The following is a 15,903-nucleotide window of genomic DNA, read 5'->3' as shown; positions in this document are numbered from 1 at the left end:
ACACCCCATTTCATGATGACTTCACTATGTTGTTGTACTCATCAATTGGTGGTTGCTTTTTCAATGTGTTCCTTCTTCAATAATTATGATGTCCGCTTTCGGGAAATTATATGCTAATAAATTTAAAAATTTTTTTTGAGTACATGGATACTATGTAGTACAGCATAATTTTTGGTAAGATGAATATAGAATGAATACTAATGAAGAAAGTGGTGTCGTATGAGCGAGTTATTGCGTGTGGAAAATGTTACAGGAGGATATACGAAACGACCTGTATTAAAAGACGTTTCGTTCTCTGTTAATAAAGGCGAACTTGTCGGCTTAATCGGTTTAAATGGAGCTGGTAAAAGTACGACGATTAAACATATTATCGGTTTAATGGAACCGAAAAAAGGAACTGTCACAATTAATGGGAAAACAATTCGTGATGATATGACAGCGTACCGTTCTAGCTTTTCATTTATTCCGGAAACGCCGGTATTATATGATGAATTAACGTTAGAAGAGCATTTGAAATTAACAGCTATGGCGTACGGCGTGGATGAAAAACAATATGAAGAACGTGTAGGACAACTACTACAAGAGTTTCGTATGAAAAATCGTTTAAAATGGTTTCCATCTCATTTCTCAAAAGGGATGAAACAAAAAGTAATGATTATGAGCGCATTTTTAGTGGAGCCATCTCTTTACATAGTAGATGAACCTTTCGTTGGATTAGATCCGTTAGCGATTCAATCCCTTCTTCAAATGATGGACCAAATGAAAAAGAGTGGTGCCGGTATTTTAATGAGCACACATATTTTAGCGACGGCAGAGCGTTATTGTGATTCGTTCATTATTTTGCATCAAGGTGAAGTAAGAGCGAAGGGAACGCTATCTGAACTGCAATCACAGTTTAATATGCCAGGTGCAACGTTAGATGATATTTACATCGCGCTAACAAAGGAAGAAGATTATGAATAGCACAGCGTTATGGAAAGAACGATTTCGTCACTTTCTAAAAGAAGTTCGTACATATAGTAAATACGTATTTAATGATCATTTGAAATTTATTTTCGTGTTCATCATCGGTGCGGGAGCGTATTATTACCAGCAATGGTTACAAACGTTAACAACTTCGTTTCCAACTGCGCTCGTAATGGCAGTATTAATTGGACTCGTGTTAACGGCTGGATCCATTCAAACGTTATTAAAAGAAGCGGATCTCGTTTACTTACTGCCAGTTGAAGAAAAGTTAAAACCTTACTTCACAAAGGCATTTCTTTTTACATTTATGATTCAGTTATACATAATCGCAATCGTAGCAGCTGCGCTTGCTCCGTTATACTTCCAACAAATGAAGCAAACAGGAGCTGGCTACATATGGATCGTACTCGCATTTGTCATTGTAAAAGCGTGGAATTTATTTGTAGCGTGGGAAAAGTCATTTTTAACAGATCAAAATATACAAAGGGCTGATTGGTTTATTCGTTTTATCCTAAACGGTTTATTTGTATATTTTCTTGTAGAACGTACTTCAGTTCTTTTCATTGGTGGAATCGTCCTTCTCATGGTGTTATACCTTGCTATCATGCATCAAATGGTCAAAGGAAAGCCACTAAACTGGGAGTATTTAATTTCCGAAGAAGGTAAGAAGATGATGCTACTGTACCGCATTGCGAACATGTTCGTTGATGTACCAGCATTAAAAGAAAGAGTAGCCCGCAGAAAATGGCTAGATTTCATTCTGTCGATGATAGGCGAAAAGCGTACATATTTATACTTATATACGAGAACATTTTTAAGATCTGGTAATTATTTTGGATTATATGTGCGTCTGCTCGCTCTTGGCGGAGTAATTCTTTACTTCATTCCATTTTTATATGGACGATTTATCGTAAGCCTTATCTTCCTATACTTAATCGGTTATCAGCTATTAACTTTATGGAAACATCATCGCATGAAAATTTGGCTTGATTTGTATCCAGTAGGGGGAGAAGAGAAGAAGAAAGATTTTCTTGCTTTATTAAACGCGATTCTAATCATCGGAAGCGTAATCTTTACAGTTATATTTGCACTAGCAACGAAAGATTTCATGATGACAGGAATTTTACTTATCGTAAGCATATTATTTAGTATCGGTTTCGTTTACCAATACGGGGCGAAGCGCATTGAGCGTTTAAATTGAAAGGAATGAACCTATGATTACATACGAAGAGAAGGTTATAAAAGAATTGGAGCAGTGGAAAGCTACATTCATGAAAGATTCTTCTATGATGACACGGTTCTCCAAAAAAGTGCAGACGAAGGTGCAACAGCTCATTCCGGCGAAAGTACAAAAGGTACTAACAGAGACGATTCGTATGATGGTGCAAACGATTAGCGCCGGGTCAAACTTTATAAAGCCGAAACTAAAAGAGACGACATGGTCACTGCAAAGACGTGACGATGAAGTTCGTAAAAAAATGGATGAGTACAAAAAAATAGCAGCGGCAGAAGGAGCAGGGACTGGAGCTGGTGGTATTCTCCTCGGTCTTGCTGACTTTCCGCTTTTACTTACAATTAAAATTAAATTTTTATTCGATGCAGCGACATTGTACGGATTTGATACGAGTAAACAAGAAGAGCGTCTTTTTATCCTTCACGTTTTCCAACTTGCCTTTTCAAGTGACGATCACAGAAAAGAAATATGGAAAGCAATCGAAACGTGGGATACAGAAAAAGAAAATCATATGGACTGGGAAAAGTTCCAAACAGAGTACCGAGACTATATTGATTTAGCGAAAATGCTTCAGCTCGTACCAGTAATCGGTGCCCCAGTCGGCGCATATGCGAACTATCAATTACTGCAAAGGCTTGGAGAAGTGACGATGAATTGTTATCGTATGCGATTGCTGAATAGAGATTAAAAACAAGGCGTCCTACATTACATATGTAATGTAGGACGCCTTTTCTTAGAAGCTAAGTCCGATATAGCTAATTCCAGCTATAATCAATACGATAAAAAGTACAATGATTAATGAAAATCCGCTCTTACCAGCTTGTCCCGCTTCACCGCCGCCATTACCACCACTACCGCCATTACCACCAAGTCCCATATGATATCCTCCTTATTCTTATATGTTGCTTTTACTTTATAACTTTCTGTATTTTCCAATAAATACCTTCTGTAGTGCTAACTAAATTGAAAATCATTTCGTTTTGTTTTATAATTTACTTACCGAACGGTAAGTAAAAATAAGTGAGGTACAGTATGACGAAGAATTTACAAACATCGCAGAACATTGTAGAGGCATCATTTAAACTTATGGCAGAACACGGCATTGAGAAGATGAGTCTTTCCATGATTGCGAAAGAGGTAGGTATTTCAAAACCGGCTATTTACTATCATTTTTCTTCTAAAGAAGCGTTAGTTGATTTTTTATTTGAAGAGATTTTTTCTGATTATCATTTTACAAAATACTTTAATGAAGAGCGGTATACGAAAGAAAACTTTGCAGAAAAGCTAATCGCAGATGGTTTACATATGCTCTCTGAGTATGAAGGGCAAGAAGGAATACTACGCGTTATCAATGAATTTATCGTAACTGCATCGCGAAATGAAAAGTATCAGAAACGTTTATTTGAAATACAAGAGGATTTTTTGCATGGTTTCCATGATTTATTGAAGAAAGGCGCGAGACTGGGCGTTGTGTCACAACATGAAACGGAAGAAAATGCTCATACGCTAGCGCTCGTGATCGATAATATGAGCAACTATATGCTCATGGGATTCCAGTTAAAGTATAAAGAAATTTGGATTCGAAATGTGAAAAACGTAATGAAGGAGGAGTAAAAATGAAAATGCAAAAAAACTGGTGGCTCGGTTTTCTTGGATTTATTGGGGTTTATAAAATACCAGGTATGATTGAAGCTTTTCAAGCGGATGGAAATTGGATGAAGTTAATCGGTTTCATTTGGCTACTTTGGTTCGGATATTTTATTCCTGAGAAGAAAGAAGATTAAATTCCAATTTTCTGTAAAGTTACGTAAAATATAGATTGAGAGTATTCATATATTAGATTACTAGATTTGGAGTGGTTACATGGATCCATTGAAAAATGAAATTCACCCTGACATGGTCAAGGTGTGGAAAGTTCGTGCTGTAATTGAAGAAGGGATCGGTATACTCGTCATTTTAGCTTACCTTTTCCTTATGATAAAGTTTGATTGGTGGGCGTGGATTTTGTATGTGATGATTGGGCTAACAGTTGTGTTCGCACCATTTTCGTACTTCTTATTCCCGAAACTACGTCAACATTATTACAGCTACCAACTAAATGAAGAAGAACTTGAAATTCAGCATGGCCTTTTCGTTGTTAAGCGCGTATTAGTGCCGATGATTCGTGTACAGCACGTAACGATTGAACAAGGGCCAATTATGAGAAAATACGGATTAGCAGAATTACACATTTCAACAGCAGCAACTTCTCATAGCATCCCAGGTTTAACGATGTATGAAGCTGAAATGTTGAAAACGAAAATCGCAGAATTAGCGAAAGTGAGTGATGAGGATGTATAAAAGGCAGCATCCAATCACGATGTTATTAGAGTTAAAAATAACAGACTTTATACCACTCATTATTTTCATGTTTAGCTTAAACGGAAAGTTCCCGTTTTGGTATTTAATTCCCGCTGCATTCGGTTTACTCACCGTCTTTTCAGCGTTTGAAAAATGGTATTACACAACATACTGGGTTGAAAATAACGTATTACATGTGAAACAAGGTCTCTTTGTGAAAAAGGAGAGCTACTTAAATAAAGAACGTGTTCAAACGATTAATACAAGTTCTAACGTACTATATCAAATGCTCGGTTTGAAAAAAATTCAGATTGAAACAGCTGGCGGAGGCGATGAAGCAGAAGTTAGCTTAGCTGGAATTACGGTAGAAGAAGCGACAGAGCTTATTACTTTGCTAAATGAGCCAACTCCAGAAGTGAAAGTAGAAAAAACGTTAGACGAAGCAGCAGAAAATACAGTAGAAAGAGCAATTGTTACAGAGGAAAAACAAGCGAGAGAATACAAATTAACGTGGAAAGAGATTTTAATAGCCTCTGTTACATCTGGTCAATTTGGATTATTATTCTCATTAATCTTTTTTGTGTATCACCAAGTAGATGAGTACATTCCGAAATGGATAGAGAATAGCGTAAAGTCGTATGTAATGGAACATGATATATATGGCTGGATTTTGATGATAGCTATTTTGCTCGTCCTTTCGTGGATTATATCGACAATTGGTTATGCGCTAAAACATGGAGATTTCACAGTGAATCGAAGAAATGACGAAGTCCGTATTTCGCAAGGATTACTGGAGAAAAAAGAACTCGTACTAAAATTGCACCGTATTCAAGGGATTACGATAAAAGAAGGTATTTTACGCCAACCGTTCGGTTATTGTGCTGTGCAAGTAGAAGTCATTCAAAGTAAGGGAACGGGTGACGAAAAAGAAAAAGTTACACTGCATCCTATCATTCGAAAAGATCGAGTGCAACAGTTACTCGCGCATTTACAATTACCATACGAACTGAATGCAAATATTACTTCGTTACCAAAAGCAGCATTGCGCCGCTATCTCATTGATAGTTTCATCTTTTTCGCTATGCTCGCAATCCCGCTTACTGGAATAGGCATATACTTTGAAAAGTATTACATCATGTGGGCATTACTACCGCTCGCAATCCTTATCTTTACACTTGGATACGCAACATTTAAAACAAATGGTTACAGTGTTAACGGAGAACAAATTACACTTGTCTATCGTAGCGTCGGAAAATATACAGGACTTATTAGAAGAAGACACGTCCAATCAATGGAGAAGACACAATCCTATTTCCAGCGCCGTGCGGATTTATGTACGTATAAGTTTTCTAGTGCATCATCTAGTTATAAAATAGAGCATACGAGAGTAGAAGACGCGGAGAGAATGCAGGATTGGTATAAGAAGAAAATAAATGAGATGTAACTTGAGAAAGCTTGCCTATTATGAAAGGCAGGCTTTTTTGTTATAGGGAAAAGAGTGATTTAATCTATATATTAGTACAACTACAGTATATGAAAAAAGGTAATTTGCTTCTATTTAAGGAAAATCTATGGGGTTTTTGATATAAATGGTATACTAAAATATAAATAGTATTAGGAGGTTATATATGATAAGTCAGTTGAAAAGAGAAGCACTTGATGCATTAAAAGGAAGATGGGGACTAGCGGTAGGGGCAACCTTATTAATTGGAATCCTTATTGGAGCTGTTGAAATGCTAACAACAGGTATTTTCTCGATATTTTGGGGTTGGGAAGAAGCAAGTGATTCACTTACAGTAAGTATTATAGTAATGCTTGTTATTGGTCCATTAACAATAGGTGCCTATTATCTTGTTTTAAATGCAATTCGTGGGACTGATGCTCGCATTGGTCATATATTTAGATGGTTTAGCGATGGAAGTAAGTTGATGAAGTCGTTTTTAACATATTTACTAATGTATGTATACTTGACTCTATGGACATTACTTCTTATTATTCCAGGTATTATTAAATCATTTTCTTATTCTATGACATATTTTATTTTGAATGATCATCCAGAATATACAGCGAATCAAGCGATTACTGAGAGTCGTCATATGATGAATGGACATAAAATGGATTACTTTTTACTATGCTTAAGTTTCTTAGGTTGGTTCATTTTAAGTATTCTTACTGTAGGAATCGGTTTCTTATGGTTAGCACCTTATTTCTACGCGACATCAGCCGCATTTTATGAAGAGATTTCAAAAGAATATTATAAAAAAGAAGGCACTACTTTCTAATAAAACATATAAACTATCTACCCTAAAGAATGTAGGGAGCAGATAGCAGATGGTTTAGGTGTTTTGATATTTGTCCTATTTTCGGGATTCACTTCAGGATAAGGTATAGATTTTTATATAGAAATGCTTCCCTCTATGTTTTATCATAGAGGGTTATTTTTTATGTAAAAATGATAGGAAATAATGAATAATATATGTAAAGAAACAAGCGAGGTGAATGAGAGTGAGCAAATTTTTAATACCGTATTCATTTTCTATATTAAGTTTCTTTATTTCAGCAACAGCACTTGATTTATATGATAGGATGGGAAACAATAGTGAGCTGGTTTCGCCGAACATAATTGGAAAGATAATTCAATCTACTGCGCAAATGGGAGTCCTTACATTGTATTTCGGAGTACCTATTATTTTAGGTGGCTGTCTACTTGGTGAGCTATTGTTTAGAGGTATCATTTTACGATTTAAACTCAGCTATATTATATCTTTATTATTATATCTACTTTTAGCTTTTAGTATTGTTTTCGTAACGGTAGGCATTCCAACTACATATGAAGATTCTAATACATTTTTCATGGGGATAACTATGATTTGTGCTGTGACATTCTTTATGGGCCGGAATATATGGGAGAAAAAAGAAATGAATAATGGAGTAACAGAATGAAATATACATGTCCGTGCTGCGGGTATAGAACAATAGAAGAAGAACCACCAGGTACATATGAAATTTGTAATATATGTTACTGGGAAGATGATGAGGTACAGTTTAACAATCCTGACTTTGAAGGCGGTGCAAATGAAGTCTCGTTAAGACAAGCACAGAAAAATTTTATTGTATTTGGTGCTTGCGAGGAATGTTTTATTGGATTAGTTAGAAAACCGACTAGTGAAGATGTGAAGGATGCTAGTTGGCAGCGAATTTGTTAAGTGAAATGTTATTACTCAATTCAATGGGAGTAATAACATTTTTTATTTAGTGCTGAAAGAATTACTGCCGTCTTATAAGGTAATAAGAAGGACTAAATTGGTAAATTTTATTAATGGATATATTTTCAATAAATACAAAAGTATAGATGTATAGTCAGCTTTGTGTGTTTAATGTTATCATATTGAATGATATGGAAATTTTTAATAGAATAAGTAACTAAAAATTCAAAGGTAATGAAGCTTTTGTTGTATAAAGAAAATACTTAGTAGTAATCAACAATATTAAAAATAAGATTCGTATTTATATAAATTTAGTAGAAATGGGGTTTTAAAAAGGAATGAGTATAAGCATAACGCGGCAAAAGATTTTGGCGGCCGCTTCTCAAATTGTGCAATGTAAAGGGGTTGCTAAATTAACCTTAGAAGCAGTGGCAAAAGAGGCGGGTGTAAGTAAAGGTGGATTATTGTATCACTTTTCAAATAAAGAAGCTTTAATAGAAGGTATGATAGTCAGAGGGGTAGAGGATTATGAAGGGGCCATTTACAATAAAGTAGCGGAAGACGCAGAGAGGAAAGGGAGATGGGTTCGCTCTTTTGTAGAGGAAAGATTAAATAATGAGAGAAGAACAGAAGAGTTATCTAGTAGTATGATGGCAGCATTCATGTTAAAACCTGAATTACTTGAGCCATTACAACAATCATTTCAGCAACTGCAAAAGAATATAGAAAATGATGAGATAGATTCAGTTTGTGCAACAATTATTAGATTAGCAGCAGATGGATTATGGTATTCGGAATATTTAGGGGTTGGAAGACTAAGCCCCGAGTTAAGAGAAAAAGTGATTCAAGCTCTTATTGGTAATTCATATAAATAGAATATACGAACTATATAATTCGAAAATAATTCACCATTGCTTCTTTAATGTAGTGGTGAATTATTTTTTTTATTAGAAAAATAGAACAATTTTATAGAGTATTGAATTATAACCGTCCAGACGGTATAGTAATATTTGGTTTAAGAGGAAAATGAAACAAAAAAAGAATAAAAGATATTTTTAGCACACTATTCGAAAGGATAGGCCGCAAAGCTTAGAGTCTACGGTAATACATATTGGTTACTAAGATCGTCTGGTTGCACATTTTTGATGCAACCGGACGGTCTTTTTTTGTTATATAAATATAAAAAATAGGAGGGAACTATGCAAATGAAAAGTACTAAAAGACATATTTCAATGGTTTCATTAGTTTTTCTAGTATTATTTTCAGTGCTGAATGTGTGGGCTCCAGTTATTCAAGCTGCTGTGATGAAAAGTCCAGTGGACGAAATTAATATTTCCCGTACTGATGGCACGACATCTGAACCGTATCAAGCCTCAGATGGTATGAAAGTAGAAGTGAAGTGGTCAGCTAAAGAAAAAATAAAAAGTGGAGATCAATTCACAATTGATATGCCAAAAGAGTTTCGAAAAGACCTTATGAATATGAGTTTTCCTTTAAAAGATGCTGAAGGAAAAACAGTTGGTACATGTGAGATGAAAAAGGGTCTATTAACGTGTACTATGGGTGATTACGTAGAAGGAAAGAATAACATTAAAGGTTCTTTATTCGTAGAATTCTACTTTGGTCTAGAAGCATATGATGGTGTTAAAGAAATTCCATTAGAATTTAACGTTGATGGTCAAATCGTCAATAAAGAAGTAAATGTAAGTAATACGACAGAGAGACCGAAGCCACAGCCCAATACAGATAATCTATTGAAATGGGGTTCTTATAATCAAGAAGATCCTTCGATTGCTGATTGGCTTGTATATGTAAATGCAACTGGAACAGAAATGCAAGATCTTAAATTAACAGATACATTAGGACCTGGGCATGAGTTAATTACAGACAGCGTAGTATTAGAAGAGGCTGTATTTGAAGATGGTTATGCACCAACAAATATTAAGCCAGCAGATTTATCTAACATTAAAATTAATGCAACAAAGGCTGGATTTACAATTGAGTTTCCAGACAGTTCAAAAGGCTATATTTTAAAATATAAAACAAAGGTTACAAATCCTGCTGCGAAGCCTCATAAAAATACTGTGAAATTAGAAGGTAAAAATATTAAAACTGAAGAAAAAGTAGGACAAGTATTTGTAAGTGGTGGGGGAGGATCCGGTTCAGGTGACAATAATCCACCTAGCATTGAAAAAAATATAGTTGATGAGAATGGCAAGCTTGTAGAGAATGAGCAGTTAACAAAAATGGATCAAGTGATTCAATACCAAGTTGGTACACACATACCGAACGATCCTCCTAAATACACATCTATGGTAATTCGTGATGATTTAGAAGATGTTTTAGAAGTATTAGAGGCAAAAGTGTATGATCAAAATGGCCAAGATATTACTTCTAAAGGAACGTTAAATATAGATAAACAAAGAAGTGAAGTAACATTTACGTTTGGTGAGAGTTTTGACTATAAGTCGTATGAAGACCAGATAATTAATCTTAGTATCAAGACGAAAATTAAAAATGATGCAGACTTATCTTCTTACGTAGATAAGAAGATTCCTAATAAAGCGGAATTACATTTTGATGATAAAACATTAACATCAAAAGAAGTAACTATTACGCCGCCTGAAGCTCCAAAAGATGGTACAGTATCGCTTCATAAAATAGATTCTGAGAATCCGAACAAAGGGTTAAAAGGTGCCGAATTTGAAGTCCGAAATAGTGCAAATGAAGTTGTTGCAAAACTGAAAACGGACGAAAAAGGTTTTTCAGTACCTCAAACTTTAGCTCCTGGAACGTATAAAGTTTATGAAACAGTAGCACCAGAAGGATATCAAAAATTAAAAGAACCAGTAGAGGTTACACTTCAAGCTGGAGAAACAAAAACAATTGAAATTAAAAATACTATGCAAAAGGGTCAAATTGAAGTAAAGAAAATTGATTCGGAAAATGGTGAAAAACCATTAGCAAATGCAGAGTTTGATATAGTAAAAGACGGTGTAGTAGTCGAACATATTGTTACAGATAAAGATGGTAAGGCAATCTCTAAACCGTTAGCACCAGGGAAATATATTTTAAAAGAAACGAAAGCGCCTGAAGGCTACCAATTAAAAGAAGCAGAGTTCGAAGTAAATGTAACAGGGGACGGCATATTCCCAATACAAGTGGAAAATGCAATGGTAGACAAAGGTAATATAGAAATTACAAAAGTGGACAAAGAAAACGGAGCAGTATTAGCGGGTGTCGAATTTGAAGTCCAAGATGAGAAAGATGAAGTAGTAAGAAAAGTAGTAACAGATAAAGATGGAAAAGCAAACGTTTCAGATCTATCAGTAGGAAAGTACAAATTAGTAGAGACGAAAAGCTTACCAGGTTATAAAAAGCTAACAGAACCAGTACCATTTGAAATAAAAAAAGGTATGACAAAAGCTTTAGCAATAAAAGTAGAAAATGAGCAGTTAGACAAAGGCTCAGTAGAAATTACAAAAATAGATAAAGATAGCCAAAGAGTACTAGAAGGCGTAGTCTTCGAAGTGCAAGATGAGCAAGGCAAAGTAGTAACAGAAGTAAAAACAGATAAAGATGGTAAAGCAAAAATCTCTGATTTATCAGTAGGGAAGTACAAGTTAGTAGAGACGAAAAGTTTACCAGGCTACAAAAAGCTAACAGATTCAGTATCATTCGAAATTACAAAAGGTATGACAACAGTCCTATCGTTGAAAGTAGAAAATGAACAGTTAGATAAAGGTTCAGTAGAAATTACAAAAATAGATAAAGACAGCAAAAAAGCATTAAAAGGCGTAGTCTTTGAAGTGCAAGATGAAGCTGGAACAGTAGTAAAGGAAGTAAAAACAGATAAAGATGGTAAAGCAAAAATCTCAGATCTATCAGTAGGAAAGTACAAATTAGTAGAGAAAGAAAGTTTACCAGGCTATAAGAAATTAACAGAGCCAGTATCGTTTGAAATTACAAAAGGTATGACCGAGATCTTATCATTAAAAATAGAAAATGAAATGGTAGATACGGGAAATATAGAGATAACAAAGATAGATAAAGATAATAAAGCACCGTTAGCGGGAGTAACATTCATCGTACAAGATGAAAAGGGTAAGGAAGTTACGAAAGTAACGACAGATAAAGAAGGAAAAGCAAATGTTTCAGATTTACCTGTAGGAAAGTATGAATTAGTAGAGGTAGAAAGTTTACCAGGTTATAAAAAGTTAGAAAAACCAGTATCATTTGAAATTAAAAAAGGCATGACCGAGGTCCTATCATTGAAAGTAGAAAATGAAATGGTGGATACAGGGAATGTAGAGATAACAAAAATAGATAAAGATAGTAAAGCTCCATTAGAAAATGTTGTATTTGAAGTACGTGATTCAAAAGGAAAAGTAGTTGCGAAAGTAAAAACGGATAAAGAAGGAAAAGCAAACGTTTCAGATTTATCTATTGGAAAGTATGAGTTGGTAGAAGTAGAAACACCGGCAGGATACAAACCACTAGAAAAGCCAATTTCATTCGAAATTGAAAAGGGTAGAGTAACAGCATTACAATTGACTGTAGAAAATGAATTAGTGGATACAGGAAATGTAGAAATTACAAAAGTAGATAAAGAAAATAAAGATGCTTTAGCTGATGCAGTCTTTGAAATTCAAGATGAAGCAGGACAAGTAGTCGCTAAAATAACGACAGATAAAAAAGGACAAGCACAAGTTACTAATTTATCAGTCGGCACATACAAGTTAGTAGAAGTAAAAGCACCAAAAGGATATAAACAATTAGTAGATCCGATTACTTTCCAAATTGAAAAAGGCATGACAAAATCTCTTGCTTTAACAGTAGAAAACGAAATGTTAGACAAGGGAAATGTGGAAGTAACAAAAGTAGATAAAGATAGTCAAAAAGTATTAGAAGGCGTAGTCTTCGAAGTACAAGACGACAAAGGCAAAGTAGTAACAGAAGTAACGACAGATAAAGAAGGAAAAGCAAACGTTTCAGATCTATCAGTAGGAAAATACAAATTAGTAGAGACGAAGAGCTTACCAGGTTACAAAAAATTAACGGAACCAGTATCATTCGAAATCAAAAAAGGTATGACGAAAGTTTTATCATTGAAAGTAGAGAACGAACTGTTAGATAAAGGTTCAGTAGAAATTACAAAAGTAGACAAAGAAAGTGGCGCAGTATTAGCGGGCGTAACATTCGAAGTGCAAGATGAAAAAGGCAAAGTAGTAACAAAAGTAACGACAGATAAAGAAGGACAAGCAACAATTTCAGATTTACCAGTAGGAAAATATAAGCTAGTAGAGGTAGAAAGCTTACCAGGATATAAAAAACTAGCGAAACCAGTATCATTCGAAATCAAAAAAGGTATGACAGAAGTTTTATCACTAAAAGTAGAGAATGAATTAGTAGATAAAGGCTCAGTAGAAATTACAAAAGTAGATAAAGATAGTCAAAAAGTATTAGAAGGCGTAGTCTTCGAAGTACAAGACGACAAAGGCAAAGTAGTAACAGAAGTAAAAACAGATAAAAATGGTAAAGCAAAAATCTCAGACTTATCTGTAGGAAAGTACAAATTAGTAGAGAAAGAAAGCTTACCAGGCTACAAAAAGCTAACAGAGCCAGTATCATTCGAAATTAAAAAGGGTATGACAGAAGTCTTATCATTAAAAGTAGAGAATGAACAGTTAGACAAAGGTTCAGTAGAAATCACAAAAGTAGATAAAGATAGTCAAAAAGTATTAGAAGGCGTAGTCTTCGAAGTACAAGATGAGCAAGGCAAAGTAGTAACAGAAGTAACGACAGATAAAGAAGGAAAAGCAAACGTTTCAGATCTATCAGTAGGAAAATACAAATTAGTAGAGACGAAGAGCTTACCAGGTTACAAAAAATTAACGGAACCAGTATCATTCGAAATCAAAAAAGGTATGACGAAAGTTTTATCATTGAAAGTAGAGAACGAACAGTTAGATAAAGGTTCAGTAGAGATTACAAAAGTGGACAAAGAAAGTGGCGCAGTATTAGCGGGCGTAACATTCGAAGTGCAAGATGAAAAAGGCAAAGTAGTAACAAAAATAACGACAGATAAAGAAGGAAAAGCAACAATTTCAGATTTACCAGTAGGAAAATATAAGCTAGTAGAGGTAGAAAGCTTACCAGGATATAAAAAACTAGCGAAACCAGTATCATTCGAAATCAAAAAAGGTATGACAGAAGTTTTATCACTAAAAGTAGAGAATGAGCTAGTAGATAAAGGTTCAGTAGAAATTACAAAAGTGGACAAAGAAAGTGGCGCGTTATTAAAAGGCGTAACATTCGAAGTGCAAGATGAGCAAGGCAAAGTAGTAACAAAAGTAACAACAGATAAAGAAGGAAAAGCGAAAATTTCAGATCTATCTGTAGGAAATTACAAACTAGTAGAAGTAGAAAGCTTACCAGGCTACAAAAAGCTAACAGAGCCAGTATCATTCGAAATTAAAAAGGGTATGACAGAATTCTTATCATTAAAAGTAGAGAATGAACAGTTAGACAAAGGTTCAGTAGAAATCATAAAAGTAGATAAAGATAGTCAAAAAGTATTAGAAGGCGTAGTCTTCGAAGTACAAGACGACAAAGGAAAAGTAGTAACAGAAGTAAAAACAGATAAAAATGGTAAAGCAAAAATCTCAGATCTATCAGTAGGAAAGTACAAATTAGTAGAGAAAGAAAGTTTACCAGGTTACAAACAATTAACAGAACCAGTATCGTTTGAAATTACAAAAGGTATGACAGAAGTTCTATCATTAAAAATAGAAAATGAAATGGTAGATACGGGAAATGTAGAAATTACAAAAATAGATAAAGATAATAAGGCACCGTTAGCAGGTGTAGTCTTTGAAGTACAAGACGACAAAGGCAAGGTAGTAACGAAATTAACGACAGATAAAGCTGGAAAAGCAACAGTTTCAGATTTATCAGTAGGAAAGTACAAGCTAGTAGAAGTAGAGGGTTTACCAGGCTACAAAAAATTAGAGAAGCCTGTACCATTTGAAATTACAAAAGGTATGACAAAATCTTTAGCGTTCACTGTAGAAAATGAAATGGTAGATATGGGGAATGTAGAAATCACAAAAATAGATAAAGACAGTAAAGCACCATTAGAAAATGTTGTATTTGAAGTACGTGACTCAAAAGGCAAAGTAGTTGCGAAAGTAACGACGGATAAAGAAGGAAAAGCAAACGTTTCAGATCTATCAGTAGGAAAATACAAATTAGTAGAGACGAAGAGCTTACCAGGTTACAAAAAGTTAACGGAACCAGTATCATTCGAAATTAAAAAAGGTATGACAAAAGTCTTATCATTGAAAGTAGAGAACGAACAGTTAGACAAAGGTTCAGTGGAGATTACAAAAATGGCCGCTGAAAGCAAGGAAGTCTTATCAGGAGCTGTGTTTGAAGTTCATGATGAAAAGGGAAAAGTAGTAGTGAAAGTAACAACAGATAAAGATGGAAAGGCAAAAATCACAGATCTATCTGTAGGTAACTACACACTAGTAGAAGTAGAAGCACCAAAAGGATATGAAAAATTAACTAATCCAATTCCATTTGAAATTACAAATGGAATGATAAATGCAGTTCAATTAGAAGTATTAAACAAATTGAATCATTTAGCACCACCAGGTCCAGAAACACCAGATCCAGAAAAGCCTGGAACACCAGATCCGGAGAAACCTGGAACACCGAATCCAGAAAAGCCTGGAACACCGAATCCAGAAAAGCCTGGAACACCAGATCCAGAAAAACCTGGAACACCGAATCCAGAAAAGCCTGGAACACCAGATCCAGAAAAACCTGGAACACCAGATCCAGAAAAGCCAGGGACACCGAATCCAGAGAAACCTGAAAAAGAATTACCGAAGACAGGGCAGAAAATGCCTGTGGAACCATATATGGGAGCACTTCTTGTAATGATGAGTTTTGGGTTACTCGTATTAGGTAGAAAACAGCAGAGATAATAAAGGTGAAAAGGTATCCTCAAAGTATTTGAGGATACCTTTTTTAGCATAAAAAAAAGCATCTAGCAAAAGTACTAGATGCAAATAAAAACACAAGGGAAGACAAAATTCTTCCCTTTTCCCGTATGTAATTATATCAAAAAATTTATAAAAAACTAGCTAT

General features: G+C 34.8%; 13 protein-coding genes and 1 riboswitch. Of the genes, 12 read left to right on the top strand and 1 reads right to left on the bottom strand.

The genetic code is table 11. From position 1 onward, the window contains the following. The first annotated feature begins 219 nt into the window (after positions 1–219). The 3 genes from ecsA to ecsC are packed head-to-tail and all read left to right on the top strand — an operon-like array spanning position 220 to position 2,888. Positions 220–963, top strand: a complete 744-nt coding sequence (gene ecsA, locus GBN91_RS10280; protein ID WP_001292603.1) for an ABC transporter ATP-binding protein EcsA — start codon at positions 220–222, stop codon at positions 961–963. Next, a complete protein-coding gene (gene ecsB / locus GBN91_RS10275; protein WP_001089131.1) occupies positions 956–2,167 on the top strand; it encodes an ABC transporter permease EcsB in 1,212 nt (403 codons plus the stop codon). The genes ecsA and ecsB overlap by 8 nt, the downstream gene beginning before the upstream one ends. Positions 2,168–2,180: 13 nt before the next feature. Continuing rightward, complete coding sequence (gene ecsC, locus GBN91_RS10270; RefSeq protein ID WP_000634142.1) at positions 2,181–2,888, top strand: ecs operon protein EcsC; 708 nt, start codon at positions 2,181–2,183, stop codon at positions 2,886–2,888. A 45-nt stretch (positions 2,889–2,933) separates the two neighbouring features. On the opposite strand, the gene GBN91_RS10265 is transcribed toward ecsC, so the two are convergent. Then, positions 2,934–3,077 (bottom strand): YjcZ family sporulation protein, encoded by a 144-nt coding sequence (locus GBN91_RS10265; protein ID WP_000522758.1) that lies wholly within the window; start codon positions 3,075–3,077, stop codon positions 2,934–2,936. Between the two features lie 155 nt (positions 3,078–3,232). On the opposite strand from GBN91_RS10265, the gene GBN91_RS10260 reads away from it, so the two are divergent. The 9 genes from GBN91_RS10260 to GBN91_RS10225 all read left to right on the top strand — a co-directional run bounded on the left by GBN91_RS10260 (position 3,233) and on the right by GBN91_RS10225 (position 15,740). Next, positions 3,233–3,814, top strand: a complete 582-nt coding sequence (locus GBN91_RS10260) for a TetR/AcrR family transcriptional regulator (protein WP_000164838.1) — start codon at positions 3,233–3,235, stop codon at positions 3,812–3,814. A 2-nt stretch (positions 3,815–3,816) separates the two neighbouring features. Then, positions 3,817–3,984, top strand: a complete 168-nt coding sequence (locus tag GBN91_RS28810; protein ID WP_000783813.1) for a hypothetical protein — start codon at positions 3,817–3,819, stop codon at positions 3,982–3,984. 79 nt (positions 3,985–4,063) lie between these two features. Next, positions 4,064–4,540: a PH domain-containing protein gene (locus GBN91_RS10255; protein WP_152121440.1), complete on the top strand. Its 477-nt coding sequence runs from the start codon at positions 4,064–4,066 to the stop codon at positions 4,538–4,540. Continuing rightward, positions 4,533–5,984 carry a PH domain-containing protein gene (locus tag GBN91_RS10250; RefSeq protein WP_152121439.1) on the top strand — a complete coding sequence of 484 codons (1,452 nt, stop codon included), beginning with the start codon at positions 4,533–4,535 and terminating at the stop codon, positions 5,982–5,984. Before GBN91_RS10255 ends, GBN91_RS10250 begins: the two co-directional genes overlap by 8 nt. A 184-nt stretch (positions 5,985–6,168) precedes the next feature. Beyond that, entirely contained in the window at positions 6,169–6,822 is a 654-nt protein-coding gene (locus GBN91_RS10245; RefSeq protein WP_000625400.1) for a DUF975 family protein, read from the top strand. Between the two features lie 223 nt (positions 6,823–7,045). After that, entirely contained in the window at positions 7,046–7,483 is a 438-nt protein-coding gene (locus GBN91_RS10240; RefSeq protein ID WP_000033012.1) for a hypothetical protein, read from the top strand. Beyond that, a complete protein-coding gene (locus tag GBN91_RS10235) occupies positions 7,480–7,746 on the top strand; it encodes a CPCC family cysteine-rich protein (RefSeq protein ID WP_000877842.1) in 267 nt (88 codons plus the stop codon). The genes GBN91_RS10240 and GBN91_RS10235 overlap by 4 nt, the downstream gene beginning before the upstream one ends. 338 nt (positions 7,747–8,084) lie before the next feature. Next, entirely contained in the window at positions 8,085–8,621 is a 537-nt protein-coding gene (locus GBN91_RS10230; RefSeq protein WP_152121438.1) for a TetR/AcrR family transcriptional regulator, read from the top strand. A 172-nt stretch (positions 8,622–8,793) separates the two neighbouring features. Beyond that, positions 8,794–8,886: riboswitch (cyclic di-GMP riboswitch) on the top strand. 59 nt (positions 8,887–8,945) lie between these two features. After that, positions 8,946–15,740, top strand: coding sequence for a SpaA isopeptide-forming pilin-related protein (locus GBN91_RS10225; protein WP_152121437.1), 6,795 nt, complete (start codon positions 8,946–8,948; stop codon positions 15,738–15,740). The last annotated feature ends 163 nt before the right edge of the window (positions 15,741–15,903 follow it).

The organism is Bacillus sp. B1-WWTP-T-0.5-Post-4 (assembly GCF_009183795.1).
GTDB lineage: Bacteria > Bacillota > Bacilli > Bacillales > Bacillaceae_G > Bacillus_A > Bacillus_A cereus.
This window is presented reverse-complemented; position numbering and strand designations above follow the sequence as displayed.